At 58.3% G+C, this 24,199-nt stretch carries 21 protein-coding genes and 3 tRNA genes; 11 read left to right on the top strand and 13 right to left on the bottom strand.

Going from position 1 to position 24,199, the window contains the following annotated elements:
* Window positions 1–10: 10 nt before the first annotated feature.
* Window positions 11–1,981 (bottom strand): murein transglycosylase, encoded by a 1,971-nt coding sequence (gene sltY / locus MHZ89_RS11755; RefSeq protein WP_409373264.1) that lies wholly within the window; start codon window positions 1,979–1,981, stop codon window positions 11–13.
* Between the two features lie 123 nt (window positions 1,982–2,104).
* Window positions 2,105–3,697 (bottom strand): methyl-accepting chemotaxis protein, encoded by a 1,593-nt coding sequence (locus MHZ89_RS11760; protein ID WP_311783144.1) that lies wholly within the window; start codon window positions 3,695–3,697, stop codon window positions 2,105–2,107.
* Window positions 3,698–3,991: 294 nt separating this feature from the next.
* On the opposite strand from MHZ89_RS11760, the gene deoR reads away from it, so the two are divergent.
* The 3 genes from deoR (at window position 3,992) to MHZ89_RS11775 (ending at window position 8,020) form a co-directional block, all read left to right on the top strand.
* On the top strand, window positions 3,992–4,765 hold the full coding sequence (deoR, locus tag MHZ89_RS11765) for a DNA-binding transcriptional repressor DeoR (protein ID WP_311783145.1): 774 nt from the start codon (window positions 3,992–3,994) through the stop codon (window positions 4,763–4,765).
* A gap of 132 nt (window positions 4,766–4,897) precedes the next feature.
* Window positions 4,898–6,565 (top strand): energy-dependent translational throttle protein EttA, encoded by a 1,668-nt coding sequence (ettA, locus tag MHZ89_RS11770; RefSeq protein ID WP_311783146.1) that lies wholly within the window; start codon window positions 4,898–4,900, stop codon window positions 6,563–6,565.
* 399 nt (window positions 6,566–6,964) lie between these two features.
* Window positions 6,965–8,020 (top strand): acyltransferase, encoded by a 1,056-nt coding sequence (locus MHZ89_RS11775; RefSeq protein ID WP_311783147.1) that lies wholly within the window; start codon window positions 6,965–6,967, stop codon window positions 8,018–8,020.
* Window positions 8,021–8,105: 85 nt separating this feature from the next.
* Here the strand turns inward: MHZ89_RS11775 and nadR are convergent, their stop codons facing one another.
* Genes nadR through serB form a run of 3 tightly spaced genes read right to left on the bottom strand, consistent with a single transcriptional unit; the run spans window position 8,106 to window position 11,762 of the window.
* Window positions 8,106–9,341, bottom strand: coding sequence for a multifunctional transcriptional regulator/nicotinamide-nucleotide adenylyltransferase/ribosylnicotinamide kinase NadR (gene nadR / locus MHZ89_RS11780; protein WP_311783148.1), 1,236 nt, complete (start codon window positions 9,339–9,341; stop codon window positions 8,106–8,108).
* 50 nt (window positions 9,342–9,391) lie between these two features.
* Window positions 9,392–10,774, bottom strand: coding sequence for a DNA repair protein RadA (radA, locus tag MHZ89_RS11785; protein WP_126689051.1), 1,383 nt, complete (start codon window positions 10,772–10,774; stop codon window positions 9,392–9,394).
* Window positions 10,775–10,784: 10 nt separating this feature from the next.
* On the bottom strand, window positions 10,785–11,762 hold the full coding sequence (serB, locus tag MHZ89_RS11790) for a phosphoserine phosphatase (RefSeq protein WP_120455593.1): 978 nt from the start codon (window positions 11,760–11,762) through the stop codon (window positions 10,785–10,787).
* Between the two features lie 108 nt (window positions 11,763–11,870).
* Between serB and MHZ89_RS11795 the strand changes: the two genes are divergently transcribed.
* Window positions 11,871–12,530 (top strand): YtjB family periplasmic protein, encoded by a 660-nt coding sequence (locus MHZ89_RS11795; protein ID WP_311783149.1) that lies wholly within the window; start codon window positions 11,871–11,873, stop codon window positions 12,528–12,530.
* A 295-nt stretch (window positions 12,531–12,825) separates the two neighbouring features.
* On the opposite strand, the gene yjjG is transcribed toward MHZ89_RS11795, so the two are convergent.
* Genes yjjG through MHZ89_RS11810 form a run of 3 tightly spaced genes read right to left on the bottom strand, consistent with a single transcriptional unit; the run spans window position 12,826 to window position 14,345 of the window.
* Window positions 12,826–13,506, bottom strand: a complete 681-nt coding sequence (yjjG, locus tag MHZ89_RS11800) for a pyrimidine 5'-nucleotidase (protein ID WP_311783150.1) — start codon at window positions 13,504–13,506, stop codon at window positions 12,826–12,828.
* Window positions 13,507–13,522: 16 nt separating this feature from the next.
* Window positions 13,523–13,963 (bottom strand): ribosomal protein S18-alanine N-acetyltransferase, encoded by a 441-nt coding sequence (gene rimI, locus MHZ89_RS11805; protein WP_120455588.1) that lies wholly within the window; start codon window positions 13,961–13,963, stop codon window positions 13,523–13,525.
* Window positions 13,935–14,345, bottom strand: a complete 411-nt coding sequence (locus MHZ89_RS11810; RefSeq protein ID WP_311783151.1) for a DNA polymerase III subunit psi — start codon at window positions 14,343–14,345, stop codon at window positions 13,935–13,937. Before MHZ89_RS11810 ends, rimI begins: the two co-directional genes overlap by 29 nt.
* A gap of 107 nt (window positions 14,346–14,452) precedes the next feature.
* Here MHZ89_RS11810 and rsmC point away from each other — a divergent pair, with 107 nt between their 5' ends.
* The 4 genes from rsmC (at window position 14,453) to MHZ89_RS11830 (ending at window position 15,939) form a co-directional block, all read left to right on the top strand.
* On the top strand, window positions 14,453–15,484 hold the full coding sequence (gene rsmC / locus MHZ89_RS11815) for a 16S rRNA (guanine(1207)-N(2))-methyltransferase RsmC (protein ID WP_311783152.1): 1,032 nt from the start codon (window positions 14,453–14,455) through the stop codon (window positions 15,482–15,484).
* 130 nt (window positions 15,485–15,614) lie between these two features.
* Window positions 15,615–15,701 (top strand) — tRNA-Leu (locus tag MHZ89_RS11820).
* Window positions 15,702–15,733: 32 nt separating this feature from the next.
* A tRNA-Leu gene (locus MHZ89_RS11825) sits at window positions 15,734–15,820 on the top strand.
* Window positions 15,821–15,852: 32 nt separating this feature from the next.
* A tRNA-Leu gene (locus MHZ89_RS11830) sits at window positions 15,853–15,939 on the top strand.
* Window positions 15,940–15,983: 44 nt separating this feature from the next.
* Here the strand turns inward: MHZ89_RS11830 and MHZ89_RS11835 are convergent.
* Entirely contained in the window at window positions 15,984–16,268 is a 285-nt protein-coding gene (locus tag MHZ89_RS11835; protein WP_311783153.1) for a DUF1435 domain-containing protein, read from the bottom strand.
* A gap of 227 nt (window positions 16,269–16,495) precedes the next feature.
* Between MHZ89_RS11835 and MHZ89_RS11840 the strand changes: the two genes are divergently transcribed.
* The 3 genes from MHZ89_RS11840 (at window position 16,496) to MHZ89_RS11850 (ending at window position 19,123) form a co-directional block, all read left to right on the top strand.
* A complete protein-coding gene (locus MHZ89_RS11840) occupies window positions 16,496–17,590 on the top strand; it encodes a diguanylate cyclase (protein WP_311783154.1) in 1,095 nt (364 codons plus the stop codon).
* A gap of 183 nt (window positions 17,591–17,773) precedes the next feature.
* Window positions 17,774–18,565 carry a siderophore-iron reductase FhuF gene (gene fhuF, locus MHZ89_RS11845; RefSeq protein WP_311783155.1) on the top strand — a complete coding sequence of 264 codons (792 nt, stop codon included), beginning with the start codon at window positions 17,774–17,776 and terminating at the stop codon, window positions 18,563–18,565.
* 93 nt (window positions 18,566–18,658) lie between these two features.
* Window positions 18,659–19,123: a YbaK/EbsC family protein gene (locus MHZ89_RS11850; RefSeq protein ID WP_311783156.1), complete on the top strand. Its 465-nt coding sequence runs from the start codon at window positions 18,659–18,661 to the stop codon at window positions 19,121–19,123.
* On the opposite strand, the gene MHZ89_RS11855 is transcribed toward MHZ89_RS11850, so the two are convergent.
* From MHZ89_RS11855 to MHZ89_RS11870, 4 genes are all read right to left on the bottom strand, one after another.
* On the bottom strand, window positions 19,120–20,340 hold the full coding sequence (locus tag MHZ89_RS11855; RefSeq protein WP_311783157.1) for an MFS transporter: 1,221 nt from the start codon (window positions 20,338–20,340) through the stop codon (window positions 19,120–19,122). The genes MHZ89_RS11850 and MHZ89_RS11855 overlap by 4 nt on opposite strands.
* Window positions 20,341–20,614: 274 nt before the next feature.
* A complete protein-coding gene (locus tag MHZ89_RS11860) occupies window positions 20,615–21,601 on the bottom strand; it encodes a nucleoside hydrolase (RefSeq protein ID WP_311783158.1) in 987 nt (328 codons plus the stop codon).
* Window positions 21,598–22,632, bottom strand: coding sequence for a LacI family DNA-binding transcriptional regulator (locus MHZ89_RS11865; protein WP_311783159.1), 1,035 nt, complete (start codon window positions 22,630–22,632; stop codon window positions 21,598–21,600). Before MHZ89_RS11865 ends, MHZ89_RS11860 begins: the two co-directional genes overlap by 4 nt.
* Window positions 22,633–22,711: 79 nt before the next feature.
* Window positions 22,712–24,100 carry an MFS transporter gene (locus MHZ89_RS11870; RefSeq protein ID WP_311783160.1) on the bottom strand — a complete coding sequence of 463 codons (1,389 nt, stop codon included), beginning with the start codon at window positions 24,098–24,100 and terminating at the stop codon, window positions 22,712–22,714.
* Between the last annotated feature and the right edge of the window lie 99 nt (window positions 24,101–24,199).

A 24,199-nucleotide genomic window follows, 5' to 3' on the forward strand; every position in this document is an offset into this window, starting at 1 on the left:
GCATAACACGCTAGTAGCGGCGGTTCCACTCGCTGTCCGACAGTACCTTGTCCGGCTCGCCCATAAAGTGGCGATAGTAGGCGTCGTAGGCCAGCACGTTCTTCACGTAGCCGCGCGTTTCAGAGAAGGGAATGGTTTCGATAAAGGCGACCGCATCAAGATTGCCCGCGCTGACGTTCTGCCAGCTGCGCACGCGTCCCGGCCCCGCATTGTAAGCCGCGGAGGCGAAAATGCGGTTCTGCCCGAACTGCTGATAGACATACTCCAGATATTGCGTGCCGATCTGGATATTGGTCTGCGGATCCAGCAGCTGATTGCTGTTCATATAGCCGGGAATATTGTACATCTTCACGGTATGCGCCGCTGTCGTCGGCATCACTTGCATCAGACCGCTGGCACCGACCGGCGAACGCGCTTTCGGGTTCCAGGCGCTCTCCTGGCGCGAGATCGCCATGGCGTAGCTCGGCGCAATGCCTTTGTCGCGAGTGTTGCTCTTATAGAAGCTCTCCCACGCCAGCGGGAAGCGCTCTTTCAGGCTGTCCCACATCTTTGCCGTAATCGTCGCCTGCACGCTGAGATCCCACCAGTCCTGCTCGTTGGCGTAGCGCGCCAGCATCTGCTGCTGCGTGTGGCTTTTGCTGGCGATCAGGTTGGCCCATTCGCTGCGCGCCAGGTTATCCAGCCCCCAGAACATCAGCTCGCGCACGCGCGCCAGCTCCGGCCCCTGCACCGTCGCGCTGTCCGGCTTCGGCGCCTCGTCGATCTGCATCGGATATTTCACGCCCAGCCGCTGCGCCGCCACCATGGGATAGAAGCCGCGCGCCTGCATCAGCTTATGCAGGATCTCGTCCGCCTCCTCTTTACGTCCCTGGGCGTAAAGCAGATCGGCCTGCCAGTACTGCCACTCATCTTTCTCTTTCGCCTCAAGCGGCAGTCGCGCGATCCAGGTATTCAGGCCGCGGCGATCGTTTTGCGACAGCGCCAGGCGGACGCGCCGCTCAATCAGCGCTGTCGACTGGCTGTTCATGATCACCGCATCACGCCAGCGCGCCTGCTCCGAGGTTAAATCGGAGCCCATCATGCGCCAGACCACAATCTCTTTCAGCGCCTGCTCATCGTCCGCCTCCATCTTCTGTCCGCGTACCAGCAGCGGGATCATGCTGCGCGCATTCTCCATATCGGCGCGCGCGACGCGGGTAAAGGCGTAAATTGTCGCCTGGCGGGTAAAATCGGTCGGGCCGACGGATTGCGCAAACGTCACCACCGTCTGCGGATCGTTCTGCAACGCAAGCACGCCGTTGGCGATGGTCTGGTAATCTTCCAGCAGGGTTTTTGCCAGGAAGCTCACCAGGCTGTCGTTGCCCGCCTTCATCGCGAGGCGTATGCGCTCCAGTACGGTAATGGGCGACATCTGGCCGGAAGATTGCCAGACGGAGAAGAGTCGATCGCAATCGTTAGGCAGCGAGGTGCCGCGCAGCCAGATCTCCTTCGCGCCCTCAAACGCCTGCTGCTGCGCGCCCGTCGCCCATTTGGCGTAGAGCCAGTTGCAGCGCGCCTGTACCGGGCCTGGCGCTTCCGGGCTAAAGCTCAGAATGCCCTGCCAGTCCTGGCGGTGCGCCAGCACGTTGACGAAGCGGGTTTTCAGCGAGCGCGCCGGCGGCAGCGTCGGATATTGCTGGATAAAGTTTTTAACGGCGAGCGGCGTTTCCTGGTCCAGGTCCTGCGCCAGCAGGCGGTACTGCAAATAGGGGTATAAAGGATAATCCTGCAGCGTCGGCAGCAACTGCTCCACCGTCGCCATCTGGTTGCTGTCCCACGCCTGTTTGATCTCCTGATAACGCTGTCGCTGCTGATCCAGCGAGTCTGCCCACGCGCTGCTGGCCGCTCCGGCCAGACAGATCCCTATCATCCAGTTACGCCACTTCTCCACGAAAATCTCCTCATGTTGCTGCTCTCCGGCTGCGTGCCAGGCATTCTTCATGCTAACCAGGGGAACCGGCTCTTGCCATGTTCTTCACAAAATTTACGCAGCGCGACGCGCAATGGTGGCTAAAGAGGCGTAGCAAGGATGATGCTGGCTCCCGCAGGACGCGGGAGCCATTGCTTAAGCGACCTGCGCTTCGCTGAGGTTAAGCTGGAACAGGCTTACGTTCTCCATGAGCGCGCCAACCTGCTGATTGAGCGCGCGCGCCGCCTGTGCCGACTGTTGCGACAGCGTGGCGTTCTGCTGCGTGGCGGCATCCATATGCGTAACGGCGAGGTTGACCTGCTCGATGCCGGTGCTCTGTTCGGCGCTGGCTGACGAGATATCTTCCATCAGCGCGGCCAGCGCCTTGACGCTGGCGATAATCTCCTGAATAGAGACGCCAGCGCCTTTTACCAGCGCGTTGCCCTGAGAGATCAGGCTGACAGAGCGATCGGTCAGGGTGCGGATATCGCGCGCCGCCGAGGCTGAACGCTGCGCCAGCGCGCGCACTTCCGAGGCCACCACCGCAAAGCCGCGACCGTCATTACCGGCGCGCGCCGCTTCTACCGCCGCGTTGAGCGCCAGAATATTGGTCTGGAAGGCGATGCCGTCGATAACGCTGACGATTTCGTTGATTTCGCGTGAGAACTGGTGGATCTCATCCATCGCTACCACCACTTTCTCCACCACTTCGCCGCCCTCCCCGGCGCGCTGCCGCGCCTCACGGGCGATATCGCTGGCGTGCTGCGCATTGCCGGCGTTGTTTTTCACCACGGAGGTAAGCTGCTCCATGGACGCCGCCGTCTGCTCCAGCGCGCTCGCCTGCGCCTCATTGCGCGATGAAAGCTCGCGGCTGCCGTGTGCGACCTGCTCGGTGGTCTGCGCGATAGCGTCGGTGCCGGTACGCACGCCGGTCACAATTCGCGTCAGGCTATGGTTCATATCGCGCAGCGCCGTCATCAACTGCGCGGTTTCGTCACGGCCCGACACCTCAATGTGAGCGCGCAGATCGCCCGACGCCACGGTTTTGGCAATGTCGATAGCCTGATTTAACGGCCGGGTAATGCTTTTGATCAGCCACAGCGTCACCAGCCCGCCCGTCAGCAAAATGCAGAGCATAACCGCCAGCAGCAGCAGCCGTGTCTGGTGATAGTGCGCCAGGTTATCGTTCTCAATCTCTTTATGCATCACCTGCGCGCGCTGCAGTGTGTCGTTAACCAGCCCGTCGATCATCTGCGTCGGCGCGCGGTCGATGCCGGTTACCAGCTTATCGACACGTCCTGCGCTGTTGACGTCCTGAACGTTATAGTCGCTGAGCGCGCTCAGATAGCGCTGTTCCAGCCCGGCATGCACCTCGCGCGCCTTCGCGACGCTGGCGCCGTCGATGCCAAGCGCCGCCTGAATGTGACTCAGGCTGGTAAGCAGCGCCTGGGTCTGGCGGCTCTCTTCCAGAAAGGCGTTTTTATATTTATTGAAAACTTCCTCGCCCTGCGTCCCGCGCAGCAGCGTGTTTTTCCACTCCTGGACCTGAATCTTGAACTGGACCTGGGCGCTGCGCGCCGTATCGATACTCTCGGCGATGAGCATCTCACGCGCCATTATCGCCTCATTGTTATGCAACGCCTGCAGGTTGATCTGCAGGGCGCGCAGTCCCATTAACAGCGTGGCAAGCAACAACAGCGTGGCGAGAAAGCCCAGTCGCTGACCGATTTTAAAATGATTTAGCTTCATAAAGCCGATACCTGCTGATAATTAAGTGAGACGCCGGACGGCATCCCCCATGGTTATCGTCCCGGCGAGCGCAGGCTTTACGCTATAAACCGATGTTTTATATGACACTTTTATGACAGCGGCCGGACGCGGGAACGAGCAAGGCGGCGTTTGCGAGGCGATCTTATTACAGGTAAGATTGACCGCTTAGTAGACTGAACACGCAACTTATTAAAATTGCGAGAATTATCGCTGTTTCTCGGCGAGGCGACTGCATCGCATTTCTTTCGGCCATCAACCACAACAGAGACGTCTATGGAAACCCGGCGCGACGAACGCATCCAGAAACTGACCCTGGCGTTAAAACGTACCGACAAGCTACATCTGAAAGATGCTGCGCAGCTGCTGGGCGTCTCGGAGATGACCATTCGACGCGATCTGAGCGAGCCGGCATCAGCCGTGGTGCTGCTGGGCGGTTATATCGTCAGCGATCCGAAAAATCACGTCGGGCACTATTTTATTTCTGACCAGCATGGCCAGAACGCGGCGAAAAAGCAGCGTCTGGCGCAGGCTGCCGCCAGCCTGATTAGTGAGAACGATACGGTCTTCTTCGACTGCGGCACCACCATTCCCTATATCATCGACGCCCTGCCTGACGGCCTGCCCTTTACCGCTGTCTGCTGCGCCATGAATACCTTTCTCGCCTTAAAAGAGAAACCGGCCTGCAACGTTATTCTGAGCGGCGGCGAGTTTCACGTCGATAACGCCCTGTTCACGCCGATCGGGGCGCACACGATTCTTGACACCCTCTGCCCGTCGCTGGCGTTTATCTCGGCGGCGGGCATCGACAAAGATCAGGGCGCGACCTGTTACAACCTCAACGAGCTGGCGATGAAGCACCACGCGATGCTGCGCGCGCGCCAGCGAGTGCTGGTGGCGGACAGCAGCAAATTCGGCAAGGTGCTGCCCGCTCGCATCGGCGAACTACACCGCTTCGACCTGCTGGTGAGCGACAGCGCGCCGGACAAGGCGCTGGCGGAGTGGCTGGCGCAGCAGCCGTTGCCGCTGCGTCTGCCCGATTCAGCCTGACCCCGCCTTTTCTCTTTACGCGTAACAACCTTGCGCGCCCGGAATAATCCCGGCGCGCGGCTGGGATTAGCCAGGCAAAAAGGCTAAACTTCGTCACTAATTCACCCACCAGAATCAGAGGCTCATTACAACGTGGCTCAATTCGTCTATAGCATGCATCGCGTCGGTAAAGTGGTACCGCCGAAGCGTCATATTCTGAAGAACATCTCCCTCAGCTTTTTCCCGGGCGCAAAAATCGGCGTGCTTGGCCTGAACGGCGCGGGTAAATCAACGCTGCTGCGCATCATGGCAGGCATCGATAAAGATATCGAAGGGGAAGCGCGTCCGCAGCCGGGCATCAAAGTGGGTTATCTGCCGCAGGAGCCGCAGCTCAACCCGGAACAGACAGTACGCGAATCTATTGAAGAAGCGGTCTCCGAAGTGGTCGGCGCGCTGAAGCGTCTGGATGAGGTTTACGCGCTCTACGCCGAGCCGGACGCCGATTTCGACAAGCTGGCGGCTGAACAGGGTCGTCTCGAAGAGGTGATTCAGGCGCACGACGGCCATAACCTGGAAACTCAGCTGGAGCGCGCCGCCGATGCGATGCGTCTGCCGGACTGGGATGCCAAAATCGGCAACCTTTCCGGTGGTGAACGTCGCCGCGTGGCGATGTGCCGCCTGCTGCTGGAAAAACCGGACATGCTGCTGCTGGACGAACCGACCAACCACCTGGACGCCGAGTCTGTGGCCTGGCTGGAGCGCTTCCTGCACGAGTTTGAAGGCACCGTTGTGGCGATTACCCACGACCGTTACTTCCTCGACAACGTAGCGGGCTGGATCCTTGAGCTGGACCGCGGCGAAGGCATTCCGTGGGAAGGCAACTACTCCTCCTGGCTGGAGCAAAAAGATCAGCGTCTGGCGCAGGAAGCTTCTGCCGAAGCTGCGCGTCGTAAGTCGATCGAGAAAGAGCTGGAGTGGGTGCGTCAGGGCGCTAAAGGCCGTCAGTCTAAGGGCAAAGCGCGTCTGGCCCGTTTTGAAGAGCTGAACAGCACCGAATATCAGAAACGTAACGAGACCAGCGAACTCTTTATTCCGCCAGGTCCGCGTCTGGGCGATAAAGTGGTTGAGGTGAAAAACCTGACCAAATCCTACGGCGACCGCGTACTGATCGACGATCTCTCTTTCTCCGTACCGAAAGGCGCTATCGTCGGCATTATCGGCCCTAACGGCGCGGGTAAATCGACCCTGTTCCGCATGATGACCGGTCAGGAGCAGCCTGATTCCGGCAGCATCGAGCTGGGCGAAACCGTGAAGCTGGCGTCGGTCGATCAGTTCCGCGACTCGATGGATAACAGCAAAACCGTCTGGGAAGAGGTTTCTGGCGGTCTCGATATTATGCGCATCGGCAACTTTGAAATGCCGAGCCGCGCCTATGTCGGCCGCTTTAACTTCAAAGGCACCGATCAGGGCAAACGCGTCGGCGAACTCTCCGGCGGTGAGCGCGGTCGTCTGCATCTGGCGAAGCTGCTTCAGGTTGGCGGCAACCTGCTGCTGCTGGACGAACCGACCAACGACCTGGACGTAGAAACCCTGCGCGCGCTGGAAAACGCCCTGCTTGAGTTCCCAGGCTGCGCCATGGTGATCTCGCACGACCGCTGGTTCCTCGACCGTATCGCCACCCATATTCTTGACTATCAGGATGAGGGCAAGGTGGAGTTCTTCGAAGGCAACTTTAGCGAGTACGAAGAGTATAAGAAACGCACGCTCGGCGCAGATGCGCTGGAGCCGAAACGTATCAAGTACAAGCGTATTACCAAGTAAACAGCAGGCTGTCTGCTGTTGTAAAAAGGGGTCATGCTTATGCATGACCCCTTTTTTTTAACCTGTGCAACCCTCTGAAGTTAAGATTATTCCGTTATTTATAATTAGCGTTCGTTAATATAATAATTAAAATCTCATCTCCTGCTAAATAGTGGGATTAAAATTTATGGAACCCTGCTTTCCAGTTCTCCGATAATCGCCTGTATATCAATAATAATATTTAACGCCCCGCCAAATTTTCCATCATTATAAAGCCAGAAAATAGCGCTGTTATTTTCCTTACAAAGGTAAATAACTTTAGTTTCTTATATTTATTATTAAGAATTTGTCTGATTGATCGCAGTTTTTCGTTAATGTAAATTCGCCTTTACATTTAATACCACTATTACTGAGGGAATTATGCGCGCACGTATTACGCATCTGGACGGGATGCGCGGCTTAGCCATCCTGCTGGTCATTGGCTACCACGCCTACGCTCGCTGGCCCGATTTATTACCTTTTGTCCAGGCGACGCAGCATATTCCCCTGTTTTCTTTTGGCTGGGTAGGCGTACAGCTTTTTTTCATGATCTCGGGTTTTGTTATATTTATGTCGCTCGATAAGTCAGAGAGCTATATTAGCTTCCTGAAAAAACGCTGGCTGCGCCTGTTTCCTGCAATGCTAACTGTTAGCGTGCTACTTTATTTTACGGACGGCTTTTTTCCCGAATGGTCAGCGATGACGCCCTACGCAAAGAACCTTCTGCCGGGGCTGTTATTCTTTAACCCGGAGACCCTGACGCAGATTAGCGGCGTCGAGCTTCACTCAATGGCAGGCTCTTTCTGGTCGCTGTACGTGGAGGCGATGTTTTATCTGATTATCGGGGTAGTTTACTTTACCGCCGGGAGAAAATATTGCCTGCCTGCGCTTATCGTGCCGATGTTGCTGCTGTCAGCGTCGTCGGTATTAAAATCGCTGGGACATCCACTGTTAATTGATATCGTATCAAAATTCGGTTTTATTCATTACGCCTGGTTTATGGTGGGCTGTCTGGTTTACGAAAGATTTCATGAGCGCGACAAGGGCTATCATTATGCGCTGGTGGTACTGGCGCTGCTGATTAACTTCAGTTACTACGTGAAAAATAGCGGCGTTATAAGCCTTGTGCCGCTGCTCATCGTTATGCTGTTTTTTATCGCAAGCTTTTACTCAAAGCAGATTGAGCGCTTTCTTTCGCTGCGCTTTTTTACGGCCGTTGGCTTCGTCAGTTACGCCTTCTACTTAATCCATGAAAATTTGCTGATTGCGACGCTTATCAAGACGAATCGGTATATCAAGAGCGAGACGCTAATGCTGCTGATGCCGGTTATTATTGCCGTCGCGCTCTATTTTATCGCTTTGGCTATCACAAAATATGCCGAACCGGCGGTGCGTAACATGCTGAAAGGCCGGCGTCAGCCGGTGCGGCAGGCGTAAAGCCCAGGCGCAGTTAATCACTGCGCCTGAGCAAGAGCCGCCTGTCAGGCGCGGACGACTCTACTCATGGACGGCAGACGAATGGCTATTTCGTTTTGCCGTCCATCATCTCTTTCACCAGCTCAATACAGCGCAGGAAGCGCGTATCGTAATCATCCTCACGCACATGCACGAACGAGACGTTATTCTCGCGCAGCATAGTCACCAGCATCGACTGAAACTCGCGGCGGTCCACTGAGCTGCCCAGGCTGCGCAGGCCGTCCGCCACCCAGGGCACGTTATTCTCCAGCAGGATCACCAGGTCGAAACGGTATTCGTCGATCAGCGCCTGCACAAAGGGATGCTCGCGCCCTTCATACTTCAGGCAGAACGCCTGCGTGGTGATGAAATCGGTATCGATAAAGGCGACTTTATTGGCGTACTTCACCGCAAAGTCGATGTACTGCGCCTGGCCGAGAGCGATCTTGTCGTAGTCGGAATATTGCAGCGCCATCTCGTCGCCGCCCAGGTGCGAGAAGACGTAGTCGCGTCCGTACTCCCAGGCGCTGGTGGTGTTAAAGATATTCGCCAGCTTGTTGACCAGCGTGGACTTGCCGCTTGATTCCCCGCCGAGCACAGCGACGGTGCGCACGAAAAAGGGCTTAACCTCAGTCGGGATATATTCCCAGTAGCGAAAGGGATCCTGACGGATCTGCGCGCCGCTGATATTCATAAAGGAGCGCGCCGGATCGACCAGTACGGTGCGCACGCCCAGGTGCTGTTGATACATCTCCGCGTCCGCGGTTTCGCTGGTATAGATGCAGTCGGGCGTGACGCCCTGATCGCTGAGAAAGGCTTTTACGCCCTTGCTCCAGACGTCCCAGCCGTGTGGATAAGGCTCGATGCCCTCTTCATTGAAAGAGTGAATCCGAATATTTTTCTGGTACTTGAAGGTCTGCAGCAGCCAGCGCAGCCGATCGCTGACGGTCGGCTGCTGCGACATGGCGCTGTTCTCGAACAGCTCGCGATCGCGCGGCTCGTCGTGCCCCATAATGATATGCAGCTCGTCGACCTGGCTGCAGGCGCGCTGGATCAGGTAAATATGGCCGGTATGCAGCGGATAAAACTTGCCGAACACCACGCCGACGGTTTTATCGCGACGTGGAAACTCCAGACCCAAAAAGCGATGCAGCGCTTCCAGTTTTTGCGCGCTCGGACTTTTGATTTTGGCGTTGAGCAGCTGGCTCAGATAGCCCTTGGTCATCCCGCTGGCGTCGGCCACCTGCTGCAGGGTATGCCCCTGCTGGCGAATGGCGGTTTTCAGATAGTCGAACGACGTCATGCTGCCTCCTGCATGGATTGAAGTTGCCTGCGAGTGTACCCGCTCAGTCGTTAAAGCTCATCCAGTATCGCCAGCGCGTCCGCCAGTTTTTTCGCGCTATAAACTTTCATGCCGTCGATGGTTTTCTTCGGCGCGTTGCCGGCCGGAACGATGGCGCGCTTAAAGCCGTGTTTGGCCGCTTCGGAGATACGCTCCTGACCGCTCGGCACCGGACGGATCTCGCCCGCCAGCCCCACTTCGCCGAAGATGACCAGATCCTGCGGCAGCGGCCGATCGCGCAGGCTCGACACCATCGCCAGCAGCAGCGCCAGATCGGCGCTGGTCTCGGTCACCTTTACGCCGCCGACCACGTTAACGAAGACATCCTGATCGGCCATCTGCAGGCCGCCGTGACGATGCAGCACCGCCAACAGAATCGCCAGGCGGTTCTGCTCCAGCCCCACCGCGACGCGGCGCGGATTGCCCATCATCGAGTGATCCACCAGCGCCTGGATCTCGACCAGCAGCGGACGCGTGCCTTCCCACACCACCATTACGGAGCTGCCGGAGGTAATCTCGTCGCCGCGCGACAGAAAGATCGCCGAAGGGTTGCTGACTTCACGCATCCCCTGCTCGGTCATGGCGAAAACGCCCAGTTCATTGACCGCGCCAAAGCGGTTTTTGTGGCTGCGCAGCGTGCGGAAGCGCGAGTCGGCGTCGCCGTCCAGCAGTACCGAACAGTCGATACAGTGCTCCAGCACTTTTGGACCCGCCAGCGAGCCATCTTTGGTGACGTGGCCGACCATCACTATCGCCACGCCGCGCGTTTTCGCGAAGCGCGTCAGATAGGCGGCGGTTTCACGCACCTGCGCCACGCTGCCTGGCGACGACTGAATATCCGCCATATGCATGACCTGAATGGAGTCGATCACCATCAGCTTCGGCTGCTCCTGCTCGGCAATCTGGCAGATCTGCTCGATGCTGGTTTCCGACAGCATATTGAGGTTTTCGCTCGGCAGGCCGAGACGATGCGCGCGCATCGCTACCTGCTGCAGCGACTCTTCACCGGTCACATAGAGCGTTTTCATCTCCTGCGCCAGACGACACATCACCTGCAGCAGCAGCGTCGATTTACCCGCGCCGGGACTGCCGCCAATCAGAATGGCACTGCCCGGCACTACGCCGCCGCCCAGCACGCGGTCGAACTCTTTAAAGCCGGTAGAGAAGCGCGGCAGCGCCTCCAGGCTGATTTCCGACAGCTTCTGCACCCGACTGACGCCCGCACTGCCGGCGTAGCCGCTCAGGCGCTCGTTGCGCGCCGCCGCTGGCGACGCTGCAATGCGCACCTCGGTGATGGTGTTCCAGGCGTGACAGGCGCTGCATTGCCCCTGCCAGCGCGGATAATCTGCGCCGCATTCGTTACAAACGAAGGCGCGTTTTGCCGCTTTGGCCAAATCAGTACCTCTAACGCTCTTCGTGAATCAGGCTGCCGCTGAGGATGCAAAATACGCCCATCAGATCGGCGTGACGGATAGTCACTTGCGTCTGCTCATTCACTTTTGGTTTAGCATGATAAGCGATACCCAGCGCCGCGGCCTTTATCATCGGCAGGTCGTTGGCGCCGTCGCCGATAGCGACGGTTTGCTCCGGCGCGATATCAAAACGCTGCGCCAGTTTCTTCAGGGTGTCGGCTTTGTATTGCGCATCGACAATCTGTCCCAGCACCTCGCCGGTCAGCTTGCCGTCGCGCATCTCCAGTTCATTAGCGGCGACGTGCGCCAGATGGAGCGTGTCGCGCAGGTATTCCGCGAAATAGGTAAAACCGCCGGAGGCGATGGCGACCTGCCACCCCAGCGCCTGCAGCTTCTGCACCAGCTCGGTCAGGCCCGGCATCAGCGGCAGCGCGTCGCGCACCTGCTTCAGGATATTGGCATCGGCGCCTTTCAGCGTCGCTACGCGCTGGCGCAGGCTGGCGGCGAAGTCTAGCTCGCCGCGCATCGCGCGTTCGGTCACTTCCGCCACCAGCTCGCCGCTGCCCGCCAGTTTGGCGATCTCGTCGATGCACTCGATCTGAATCGCGGTGGAGTCCATGTCCATTACCAGCAGGCCTGGCGTTTTCAGATGCGGGATCTTGCCGAGCGGCGCGACGTCGAGGCCGTTGTCATGCGCCAGCTTCGTGGCGCGCGGCGTCAGGGAGCCCGCCAGTCGCACCACCTGATACTCATCGACGCGCCAGGCGCTGACGATCACCATCGCCGCGCCTAACTGGTGCTGATAGTCGGTGAGCTGTTGTTTATTCAGTTCCCGGCCATACAGCAGCCAGCCGGTCCGACCGGCACGGTAGTCCAGCGGCATCACTTCATCGCCGCTAAGGGAAAGAGGTAAACCCGGCCATTCGGAGAGTTCGGCGGGCAAATCGCACCAGGTAAGACGGTTCGGCATCAGAGCTCCTGTAGGGGGACAACAAAACCACGCAAGAGGCTACCTTGTCTGCGCCGCTTCTGGCAACATAATCTCCTGGTTTCTGTTGTGACGTGACACAGGTTATTGATGGCTAAAAGGGCACTGAAATTTCGCTTACATCGTACAGTGATTGTGTTGATCTCGCTGGCGCTGTTGGTCGTCCTGATGCAGGGCGCCTCATGGTTCAGCCTCGGCCATCAGATGGCGCGCTCCGAGCAGGTCGAAGAGCTGGCGCAGACCCTGACGAAGCAGGTCGCCTTTAGCCTGTCGCCGCTGATGGACAACAGCGACGATAACCGCAGCCAGATAGAAGCCATCCTCAACCAGATGACCACCAACAGCCGTATTCTCGACGCCTCTGTCTATGCCGACGACGGCAGCCTGGTGGCGCACAGCGGCGAAAACATCAACGTCCGCGACCGCCTGGCGCTCGACGGCAAGCGCGCCGGCAGCTACTTCAACCATCAGCTGGTGGAGCCGCTCGGCAACAGCGACGGCCCGCTCGGCTTTCTGCGCGTCACGCTGGATACCCACGTGCTGGTCACCGAATCGCGTCAGGTCGACAACACCACCAATATTCTGCGTCTGATGATGCTGCTGGCGCTGGCGATCGGCATTATTCTGACGCGTACCCTGCTGCGCGATCGCCGCACCCGCTGGCAACAGTCGCCGTTTCTGTTGACCGCCAGCACGCCGGTTAAAGAGGATCGCGACGACGAGGGCGAGAAAAAAGATGCTGCGCCTTAAGTAAGACGCGCCCTACGCCTGCGGAATGCTTTCTGTAGACGGAAACGCCCGCTTCGCCTCTCCCGTCACGCTATTTACCGCCTGGTGCAACCTACATGCGGTCAAATAGTATGCTTTCAAGATGCAATCGCACATTTGCGTTGATAAGTTCATGAAGGCGAAACCCCGTCACTGCTTTGCCCGTCAATACCCACTCTCACCTATCATGAATAGATTCGTGAATAGATTCTGAATGCAAAAAAGCCCGTTATACGGGCTTCTTAGCGATAAAGCTGACCGATTTATGAATAGATACTCAGGCGAGCAGCAGCGCCTTCAGTTCACCCAGCGACTTCACCGTCCAGGTCGGATGGATATGCGCAGGCAGCGGGCGCGTGCCGTGATCGATCCAGCAGGTTTTCACGCCAGCATTCATACCGCCGAGAATATCTGACTCCGGCGTATCGCCTACCATCAGCACGCGGCTGCGATCCGGGTTGCCCATTTTCTCCAGCGCGTAGTCGAAAATGGCGGCGTCCGGCTTAGGCACCCCCACCTGTTCAGAGATTACCAGCGCCGAGAAATAGTCGTGAAAGCCGGTGCGCTCAAGACGCGCCTGCTGCAGCGCGGTAAAGCCGTTGGTGATAATGCCCATCGGCACCTTATTGTGCAGGGCGTGCATCAGGCTGACCGCGCCCTCCAGCGGCATACAGATCTCCGACATGGCGCTCAGAAAGCCGCTGTTGAGCACGTCAGGCGCCACGCTCAGTTTTTCCGCCCAGCCGTTAAAACGACGCGTCTGCAGCTGCAGCGCGGAGATCGCGCCGTTCTGGTAATCGACCCACAGCGGCTTGTTAATCGCCTGGTAGTCGGCGTAATCCTGATCGGTAAACTGAACGTCGTAACCGGCAAAGAGACGCTGCAAACCGGCGAAGGCGTCAAAATGGAAAAGGGTGTCATCTGCATCGAACAGGATGCAATCCCAGTCTTTTAACATTACAGCTCCTTAAAGCCTACAGCGTCAGCGCCATAATAATGGCGTCTTCACGTCCGCTGGCGGTGGGATAGTAGTTGGGGCGGCGGCTCACCTGATGGAAGTCGAGCTGCTCGTACAGGGCGATAGCAGGATGGTTAGAGGCGCGTACTTCCAGCCACAGCGTCATCACCTCGCGCTTCTCCAGCTCGGCGATAAGATGCTGCAGCAGCTGGCGACCGTAGCCGCGGCGCTGGAAAGCGGGATCGACGGCGATATTGAACAGCGACGCCTCATCCAGCACCACCTGAGTGATGGCGAATGCAGCCATAACGCCATCGACATCGAGGCGATAGTTAAGAAAACGCTCGCCCTGATTGCTGGCGAAAGTCTGTTCGCGCCACGGAAAAGCGTGGCTGCGGCACTCAATAGCAAAAGCCTGGGCGTTGTCCTCAGGGGTGAGGAAAGAGATCGCTGTCATGGTTACACATCTGTTGCCAGAGCGCGCGTTTCGCCGCGCCGCTGCTGGAGAGTTCATTTAAAGAGGCTGAGCGGAGCGCGACGCCGCTAAAGGGATGCGGCCCGTCGATGCCGATCAGCCAGCCCGCGCAGTCGAGCGATTCGGGCAGCATTTGCAGCTGATCGGGCGTCAGCGTCATCACCTGTGCGGGCTGCATGCCGAGCGCGTGCAAAACGTCGCGCACCAGCGGCTCGTGCAGGCTGGGTACGACGTCGGCGACGATAATCAGCCTGGTGCCAGGCGTCAGCCGTACCGCGATTTCGCCCTGAAGCACGCGCGGGCGTCGCAGTTGATACTGCGTAATTCCCATTTGCTGTAACAGCCAGTCGCGCCTGGACGTCATGTTTTACCCTTGATGTGCTGCCGGAATGCGACGCTATGCTAGCAAACCCATCGAACATGCGCCAACAAACCACTATAATCGCCGCTCTGATCTAACAGGAGCCTTTCATGTCTGCTTTTACCCCGGCCAGCGAAGTTGTACTGCGCCACAGTGATGAATTTACCGCCCGCCATGTTTTGTTCGCTGGCGATATGCAGGATGACCTGCCCGCTCAGCTGGAAACCGCCTCGTCGCGCGTGCATACCCAGCAGTATCATCACTGGCAAAACCTGAGTCGCCTGCTGGGCGAGCGGGCGCGTTACGGTCTGGTGGCAACGCAGGAAGACGTTGAAGGCTGCGATACGCTGGTCTACTACTGGCCAAAAAACAAGCCGGAAGCGCTGTTCCAGCTGATGAACCTGTTATCGCTGCTGCCGCTGGGCTGCGACATTTTCGTCGTGGGCGAAAACCGCAGCGGCGTGCGCAGCGCCGAAGGCATGGTTGAGGAGTGGGCGACGCTGGAAAAAATCGACAGCGCGCGCCGCTGCGGATTCTATCACGGTCGCCTGGAAAGCCAGCCGACGTTCGACGCCGAGAGCTTCCGCGACAGCTACGATCTCGATCCACTGACCATCTGCACGCTGCCCGGCGTCTTTAGCCGCGACGACCTCGATATCGGCAGCGCGCTGCTGCTTACTACCCTGAAGCCGCACACCAAAGGCAAGGTGCTGGACATCGGCTGCGGCGCGGGCGTGCTCTCAGCGGTGCTGGCGAACCATTCGCCGAAGGTGCGCCTGACCCTGTGCGACGTGCACGCCGCGGCGATTGAATCAAGCAAGGCAACGCTGGCGATCAACGGCTTTGAGGGCGAGGTTTTCCCCAGCAACGTCTTCTCCGACGTGACCGGCCGCTTCGATCTGATCCTCTCTAACCCGCCGTTCCATGAAGGGCGCGAAACCAGCCTGGATGCGGCGCAGACCCTGATCCGCGGCGCGGTGAAGCACCTCAACACCGGCGGCGAACTGCGTATCGTCGCTAACGCCTTCCTGCCCTACCCGCAGGTGCTGGATGAGACCTTCGGCAGCCATGAAGTGCTGGCGCAAAACGGTCGTTTCAAGGTTTACCGCGCCGTTTACGGCCGCGGCGCCCGAGCGCGCTAAAGCGCGGCGACGGTGAAAACGTTGCTTTTTACAGCAGTCGATTCACCGTCGCGAAATATCTGTTGACGCCGGGTGTAAAATCTCTAGAATGCGCCTCCGTGGTTGCAATACTGTCATGTATTGCTGGTACGCGAAGGTGGCGGAATTGGTAGACGCGCTAGCTTCAGGTGTTAGTGTCTTAACGGACGTGAGGGTTCAAGTCCCTCTCTTCGCACCAACAACCACGATTTTCATCTCGCATCGCACTGCGCGAAGGTGGCGGAATTGGTAGACGCGCTAGCTTCAGGTGTTAGTGTCTTAACGGACGTGAGGGTTCAAGTCCCTCTCTTCGCACCAATGCGGCGATATGAAAACAAGATGACTCAAATGCGAAGGTGGCGGAATTGGTAGACGCGCTAGCTTCAGGTGTTAGTGTCTTAACGGACGTGAGGGTTCAAGTCCCTCTCTTCGCACCAGAGTTGTCCTCCCCTGCTTCACCTCCCTGTTTTGCCTCTCTTTTTCAAAGCCCATGAAAATTCACTGCGACAGCCGCGAGTCCACCCGCTAACGCCAGGCACGAAGGCAACAGCAGATAGTGACGCAGCCGACTGTGAAACAGCATAGCGATCGTCAGCAGCAGCGCCACGATCATCACAATGCGCCACTGGCTAAAGCTCGGCTCCCATAAAGCAAAACACGGCATGGCCGCGCAGGGCAACAGCACGCCCCAGGCGCTGTCGAGTCTCTTCCCCATCATCCAGCTAACTCCCCACAAGCCGCAGGCGGCGAACACTGCCATTAACATCGCGCTGACCTCAGATGATAATAATTACCATTATCATAAGATAATAATTCTTATCTTGCAGCCTGTTTTTTTCGCCCTCTGTCCGAAGATGACAGACCAGTTGGAAAATGCTAGATTGCGGCCGATAACACTTTTCATAACACAGCAAATTTGCTCATTTTCCGGCAAAAGAATTTATTCTCGCCGGAATGCGCTTTGATATTTCAGGGCCGTTTCGAGTATTAATAATGAAATTACAATCTTACGATGAGTTGAAACACAGTAAATATCGGCTGTCGCTGATGCTTTTCCTGTTTTTAAATGTCGCCGTATCGCTTTTTTGCTTGATCCCTTTTACCGGCAGCCCGACAGGAGAATGGCCTGCTCCGGTTATTACTGTCGCTCTTTTTAGCGCATCGACGTTAATTGCCTGTTTAATCAGGCCAAAACTAAAATTGCCTTTATTAAATCCTGTTGCTTTGCTGCTTGGCGCGCTTTGGGCCTGGCATATTTACCTGAAATACCATCAGGTATTCTTTTTTGACGGCGATTTCCTGATTATCAGCCTGCTCAGCGTTTTTTTTATCAGCGCTATCGCCCTGAGCGATTACCTGCCAGCATTTTGTCTGCATATCTCTCCGCCGGTCATCACGGTGCTGATGCTGGATAATGGCGAACATCTGGCGATGCTGCTGCTGACGATCTCCCTGCCGCTGATCGGCTTTTCCCTGCAACATCTGATGCGCCGTCGCGTCGACCATTTTACCCGCCGTCTGATGCGCCAGCTTTACGAAGAGAAAGAGACCTTTAGCGATCTCAGCATGCTGGACCCGCTCACCGGCCTCTACAACCGGCGCGGCCTGAAAAACCGGCTGGACAATATTCTGGAAAACCACGCGGGCAGCCACTTTGTCCTGCTGCTGGATATCGACCACTTCAAGGCGTACAACGACAATTACGGCCATGCGATGGGCGATCAGGCGCTGGCGCGCGTATCGGTGGCGATCCGCGACGCCGTCCGCTCGCGCGATGTGGTAGTGCGTTACGGCGGTGAAGAGTTTCTGGTGTTGATGACCAACGTTAACGCGTCTATCGCTATGAAGCTGGCGGAGCGTATCCGGCAGTACGTGCTGGATCTGGAGATCCCCCACCGCTTCAACGAAAAGGTCTCTACGCATGTCACCGTCAGCGCCGGTATCGCGCCGATTTTTGATGACGAATTTGACCAGGCGGTCGCGAATGCCGACCGCGCGCTTTACGTCGCTAAAAATCAGGGCCGCAATACAATTCTCGCCTGGGAGGAGTTGCCCAAAACGCTGACCGTCAGCGGCGAAGCGCTTTAACATTCCCTCAATCGTAGCGGCGAAGCGCGGTGGTTGCTGAGCCTCGCCGCTTATCCTCCTGATTAACGCTACCTTTCCCCCGCCCTGCTTTTCCTTGATGCGTATTCAAAACAGCCATCTTGTGAATAGGACTAAGAACGATTATCATTCTTTCTTCTCTGCTTCCAGGACGCGTTACTCAGCATGGCGATCATCAGGCAGCACTCTCAACGCTTTCAGTACGCTCAGCCAATCTTTATGCAGCGCGATCGCACGCTGGCGCGCGCCCTGCGCGATCTGATGCGTGAGCAGCACAGCTACATGCTGGACAGTATTCACCTTGATGAAGCCGCCCCCTCTGACGCTCTGACGCTGGCAGACTGGGCGCGTCCTGACCATTTCCCCGCGCTGGCGCAGCGCTACAGCGATTACCTCTATCGTGAGCATCCCGATGCCGTTCAGGAGGCGAAGCCGGTTCAGTCGCTCTGGGCGCAGTGGTATTTCGGCCTGCTGTTGCCGCCGCTGATGCTGTCGCTGCTGGCGGAATCGCGCGCCCTTGACTGCTCGCCACAGCATATTCACGTCCAGTTCCACGAGAATGGTCACCCCTGCGCCTTTTGGATCGCAACGCACGAAGATGAAGAGGCGCGCTATCTTAATGCGCCGCAGCGTATCGATCGTCTGATCCAGCAGCATCTCATCCCGGTGGTCAACGCTATCGCCCAACACGGCGGCATTAATGCCCGGCTGATCTGGAACAATATGGGCTTCTCCTTCTACTGGTTCCTTGGCGAACTGAAAACGCTGCTGGATGAGGCGACCGTTTTGCAGCTTGAGCAGACGCTTTTTTTCACCAGCCGCCTGCAGGACGGCAGCGATAATCCGCTCTACCGCACCATGCTGCCGCGCGGCGGCGAGATGGTGAGACGCAGCTGCTGTCAGCGCTACCGCATTCCAGACGTCGAACGCTGCGGCAACTGCACGCTCAGCGTATAAATACGCATCCCGACGCAATTTCTCTCTTTCTCTCGTTTACACTTTTTCCGCCTTGTGGCAGTTTTTACGCCTTCGACCTGCATGGAGAAAAAGATGAGCCTGGAGTCGGTACGGCAGTTTTTCGCCGAACACGCACCTGAGATTGAGATTATCGAGATGGCGCAAAGTACTGCCACCGTTGAGATGGCCGCGCGCGTTCACGGCGTTACGCCGGGTCAGATCGCGAAAACCCTGTCGCTGAAAGTCAAAGATGAAGTGGTGCTGATCGTCACGCGCGGCGATGCGCGGCTCGATAACCGTAAGCTGAAAGCGGCGCTGGGCGCGAAGGCGCGCATGCTGAGCGTCGATGAGGTCGTGAACTGGACCGGACATCCGGTTGGCGGCGTCTGCCCGTTCGGGCTGGAGAATCCGCTGAAGGTTTACTGCGATGAGTCGCTGCGCTACTTCGAGGAAGTGTTGCCCGCAGCGGGCGCCATCCATAGCGCCGTACGTATTACGCCACAGCGCATGGCCGAACTGACCCATGCGCAGTGGGTAGACGTGTGCGAAGCGGTTTAATGAGGCGGCTTCGACACCGCGCCTGAGATTTCAATGCCGCGTGTTTCGCGGCCGAAGGCGACAAACAGCGAGATAAGCACCGCCACCGTACCTGCAACAATGGCCATCCCCAGGCCGTAGTTGCCGTTATGCGCCTCGGCGATACGCGACTGCAGCGTGGCGTTGACCGAGGCGATAAGATTACCCAGCTGATAAACAAACCCTGGCAGCACCGCGCGCGCGTTCGCGGGCACCAGCTCGGTTAGATAGGTCGGCACCACGCCCCACGCGCCCTGCACCATAAACTGCATCAGAAACGCCCCCAGGCCAATCGCCCAGGAACCGCTGGAGAAAGCCCAGAGCGGCAATACCGGCAGCGCCAGCAGCGACGCCAGAATAATCGCTTTTTTACGGCCGATGCGCTCCGACAGCGAACCGAAGAAGACGCCGCCCAGCATCGCCGCAATATTGTAGCTAATGGCGATAATGCTGACGGTGTGCGCATCAAACTGGTGCTGCACCTTCAGGAAGGTAGGATATAGATCCTGGGTGCCGTGGCTGAAGAAGTTAAAGCAGGCCATCAGCAGCACCATATAGATGCACATTTTCCAGTGCTGGCGAATAATCGGCAGCAGCGCGCTGCTCTCCTTGCGCTCGCGCGCCGCCAGCCAGACCGGCGACTCCGGCACCTTGAAGTAAATAAACGGCAGCAGCAAAATCGGCAGCGCGCCGATCAGGAACATGCCGCGCCAGCCCACCATTTCGAAGAACAGCCCGAAGACCACAGACGCCAGCAGATAGCCACACGGATAGCCCGCCTGAAAGATGCCGGACATCAGCCCGCGCGAGCGGTCGGGAATGGTCTCCATTGCCAGCGACGAGGCAACGCCCCAGATGCCGCCCATCGCCACGCCGTAAATGACGCGAAACGCGAGAAAGGCGCCAAAGCTCGGCGACCAGGCAGAGAGCACCTCAAACAGCGAAAACATCACGATATTGAGCATCAGTATCGGCCGACGGCCAAATTTTTCCGCCAGGCGGCCAAACAGCAGCGCGCCAATCGGGCGCACCGCCAGCGTCAGCATAATGGCGATCGAAACGTCAGAGACGGAGGTATGAAAGTATTGCGCGAGGTCGCTTAAAACAAACACCAGTATAAAGAAGTCAAACGCGTCCAGCGTCCAGCTGGCGAAGCTGGCAAACGCCACATTCCGCTGGGTTGGGGTCCAGTTAAACATAAACGTATCCTTCAGTGCCAATCGGACAACCGTCCGAAAAAGAGGGGCGCAGCCGCCGAAACGGTTACGACATTGTTAACATTTTGTTTATACCACCTTGCTAAACGTCAGCGCGTTCAAAAGCTGTTATCCCTGACGTCAGGATGTAACTAAGGGTGTCGGCAGGTTTCATATCGGACGACGGGACGTGATTAAAAAAACGTGATAATGGCCCGCTCGAAAAGAGGGCAAAGCGGCATCCCTGCCCGCGCGGACAGGGATGTTTTAGTGTGGATTAGCGGCTGAGCTGCGTGAGGGCCTGTTCAATAATCGTGAGCAGCAGGTTGTTATCGACGTGATGCAGCACATGCACCAGCGCGCCGCTGTCAGCGGGGATGCCAACGTCAACGCGCAGCGGCGTGCGGTAGCGCCAGCTTTTGCCGCGCGTTGCGCCGGGACGAAGCTCGATATCCACCCGATAGTCAGTGCCGTTCGCCACGCGCTGATTCAGCAGCCAGGCGACCGCTAGCGCGTCGTGGATCCAGCTGCCCGGCAGATTGCGGGTGCGGACGGAGTAATCAATCCACGGACGCAGCGTATCACGCACAAAGTGAGAAAGGGGATGATCGCTGACGGTAATGCGTGCCAGATCCTGATGCGTCAGCAGCGTCTGGGTGGTGACGTCCATCGGCGCCAGCGTAATCGCCGCGCCGCTGTGCAGCACCTGATGCGCCGCCTCAGGATCGAGACCGAAATTGGTGTCCTTAATGTAGTCATCCAGCGCGAACACACCGCCCATAATCACGATTTCTGCCACCGCTTCCGCCATTGCCGGATAGCGCTGCATCGCGAGCGCCACGTTGGTCAGCGGGCCGATCGCCACCAGGGTGATTTCGCCGGGATTGTCGCAAATCAGCCTGCCGATAGCCTCAGCCGCATCGTCACCGTCCACCGTCACCGGCGCAGGCGTGCGCACGCCCTGCCAGAGCTTTACCATATCGAGCTGCTGTACGCGGTTATCGAGCGCCGCTCGCCAGGGCGCATGATCCTCTGCCAGCGCATGTGTCGCGCCCTGCACCACCGGAATGGCCGAGCCAAGGCGCACCAGCAGATCTTTCGCCACCTGCGCGCCGATATCGCTCGGCGTATTGCCTGCCACGGTGGTGATCAGCTCTACACACAGCGCCGGCGAAGCGAGCGCCAGCGCAATCGCCAGGCCATCATCGGTATTGGCACCAGCGATGCCGTTGCCCGGATCGCAGTCAATAATTACTCTTTTCATATTGTCGTCGCGTTGTTTTCTTTATGCGGCATACAGCCGCAGGATTCGCCGATTTCAAGGTAGTGCGGAAATTCCTGAAGCTGCGCTTCGCCGTTCCAGTTTTGCAGCATGGCAATGGCGCAGCGCGCCATATCACGCAGCGGCTGGCGCACTGTGGTTAAGGTCGGAACATGGAAGGCTGACTGATCGGTGCCGTTAAAACAGACCAGCGCCACATCCTGCGGCACGCGAATATTGCGCTCGGAGAAAGCGCGAATCGCGCCGATCGCCTGGCCTTCGTTACTGGCGAACAGCGCGCGCGGCGCGCCTGAACCGGCCAGCATCCGCTGCGCCGCCTCGTAGCCGCCCTGTCGCGTATAGCTGGCGGGGAAGATCAGTGACTCATCGACCGGCACCGCGTGCGCCGCCATCGCCTCGCGCCAGCCCTGAATCCGATCCTGCGCGTTAAGCATCTCCAGCGGCCCGCTGATCATGCCGACCTGCTGATAGCCGTGGCTGAGCAAGTGTGAGGTCACCTGAAACGCCGCCTGTCGCTCATCGACGCGCAGCATGCTGACGCCGGGCTGCGGCTCGACGCGATCCAGCATCACAAATGGCGTGCCGCTGGCCTTAATCACGTCGATATAGAGATGGCGATCGACGCTGTTGTAAAACAAACCGTCGACCTGGCGGTTCAGCAGGCTGTGGATCAGCTCCAGCTCGCGCTGGCGGTCGTCGCCCGCGTCGCCAAGCAGCATTACGTGGCCATGATCCAGCGAGGCCTGCAGCAGTACGTGCGCCATAGAGGCGACGAAGGTATTGCCGATATTGGGCACAATCAGCCCATAGGTTTTGGTGCTGCCCGACGCCAGCGCGCGCGCCACGCCGTTGGGGCGATAGCCAGTCAGACGGATGGCGTCGAGAACGCGCTGGCGCGTGCTTTCCGCCACCGGACGCGGGCCGTTATTAATGACGTAGCTGACCACCGCAACCGATGTGCCAGCCAGTTTTGCGACGTCGCTGCGCGTAACTTTGCCTGACGGCTGTTTCAAGCTTTTCGCTCCCGATGTAAACACGAAAGGCCGTGAATCATCACGGCCTGCTCGTTAGTGCGCCAGAGATGACGCCGCACTAGATGGCGTCTTCCGGCAAATTAAGGTCGCGCCCTCGCGTTTCCGGCGCAACAAAGGTGGTAAAGAACCCAATGGCCGCCATTGCAGAGAAGTAGACTGCGATCGGCCACCAGTGGCCGCTCCAGGAGAGCATCGCCGCCGCCAGCAGCGGCGCGGTGCCGCCTGAGAGAATCGACCCCAGCTCTTTCGCTACCGCCATTTTAGTGTAGCGATGTCTGACGCCGAACAGCTCAACGCCCCACGCGGCCTGCACGCCGTAGATGCCCAGCGACGCCAGCGCCATGCCCACAACAATTACCGGAATCACAATCGCAGGCTCGCGGCTGTCGAGCAGGTAAAACGCAGGCCAGGCATAAAACATCAGCAGCAGGCAAAATCCGCGGTAGGTGATGCGTCGACCAAAGCGATCCGACAGCCAGCCCGCCAGCGGGATCACCGCGAATCCCAGCACCGAGGCGATAAAGACCGCCGTCGTCGGCACCGACTTATCGACCATCAGCACTTTCGCCACATAGCCAACCATAAATCCCTGCGCCAGATAGGAGGGGCCGTTCTCGCCGATACGCAGGCCCACCAGCGTCCAGAAGGCGCGGGTGCGCGTCCAGAATCCGCGCGTATCCGCAGCAGGCTGCCCGGCGCGCATGGCGGCGCGTTCCGCTTCCAGCTCCTGCTTTCTGCGTTCGAAAACCGGCGTTTCGCGCAAATGGCGACGGATCCACAGCGCCGCCAGCGCAATCAGCACGCTGCTGAGAAACGGAATGCGCCATCCCCAGGCCAGCAGGCTCTCCTGATCCATCTGCACCACCGCCAGCCACACCAGCGCGGCGAGCAATGTGCCGCTGTTGGAGCCTAAGGCGATAACCGACGAGACCAGGCCGCGCCGCTCGACCGGCGCATATTCGCCAAGCATTACCGTTCCGCCGGAAAGCTCCGCGCCTGCGCCCAGCCCCTGGGTAAAACGCAGCAGCACCAGACAGGCAGGCGCCCATAAGCCGACAGATGCGTAGCTGGGGATTAAGCCGATTAAGGTAGTAGAGGCGCCCATCAGAATAATGGTGATAACCATCACCGTCTTTCGCCCTTTCCGGTCGCCGATCCAGCCGAACAGCACCGCGCCGATGGGGCGAGCGATAAAACCGACCGACCAGGTAGCGAAGCTGGAGAGCAGCGCCATTGCCGGGGTCGCCTGCGGGAAAAAGACGTCACCAAAGATAATGCCCGCCGCCAGGCCGTAGAGCGCGAAATCCGCATACTCCATTGCCGTACCCAGCCAGCAGGATAAGGTGGCGCGCCAGAAATCTTTGCGCCCGGAAGAGGTGGTCAGCCGCTCGTCGGCGGCGGAGTGCGAGCGTGTTGAATCACGCTCAACGGAGTGTTGTACCGTCATACCATTTCCCTGTTTCAGCGATTGTGAACGCCCTTCCGTGGGACGACCCCTGATTGCAATCAGATATCCCCCGGTGGCGATGTACTGGTTGGCTAACCC

The sequence above is a fragment of the Pantoea sp. ACRSB genome (assembly GCF_022346905.1).
Lineage (GTDB): Bacteria > Pseudomonadota > Gammaproteobacteria > Enterobacterales > Enterobacteriaceae > Pantoea > Pantoea piersonii.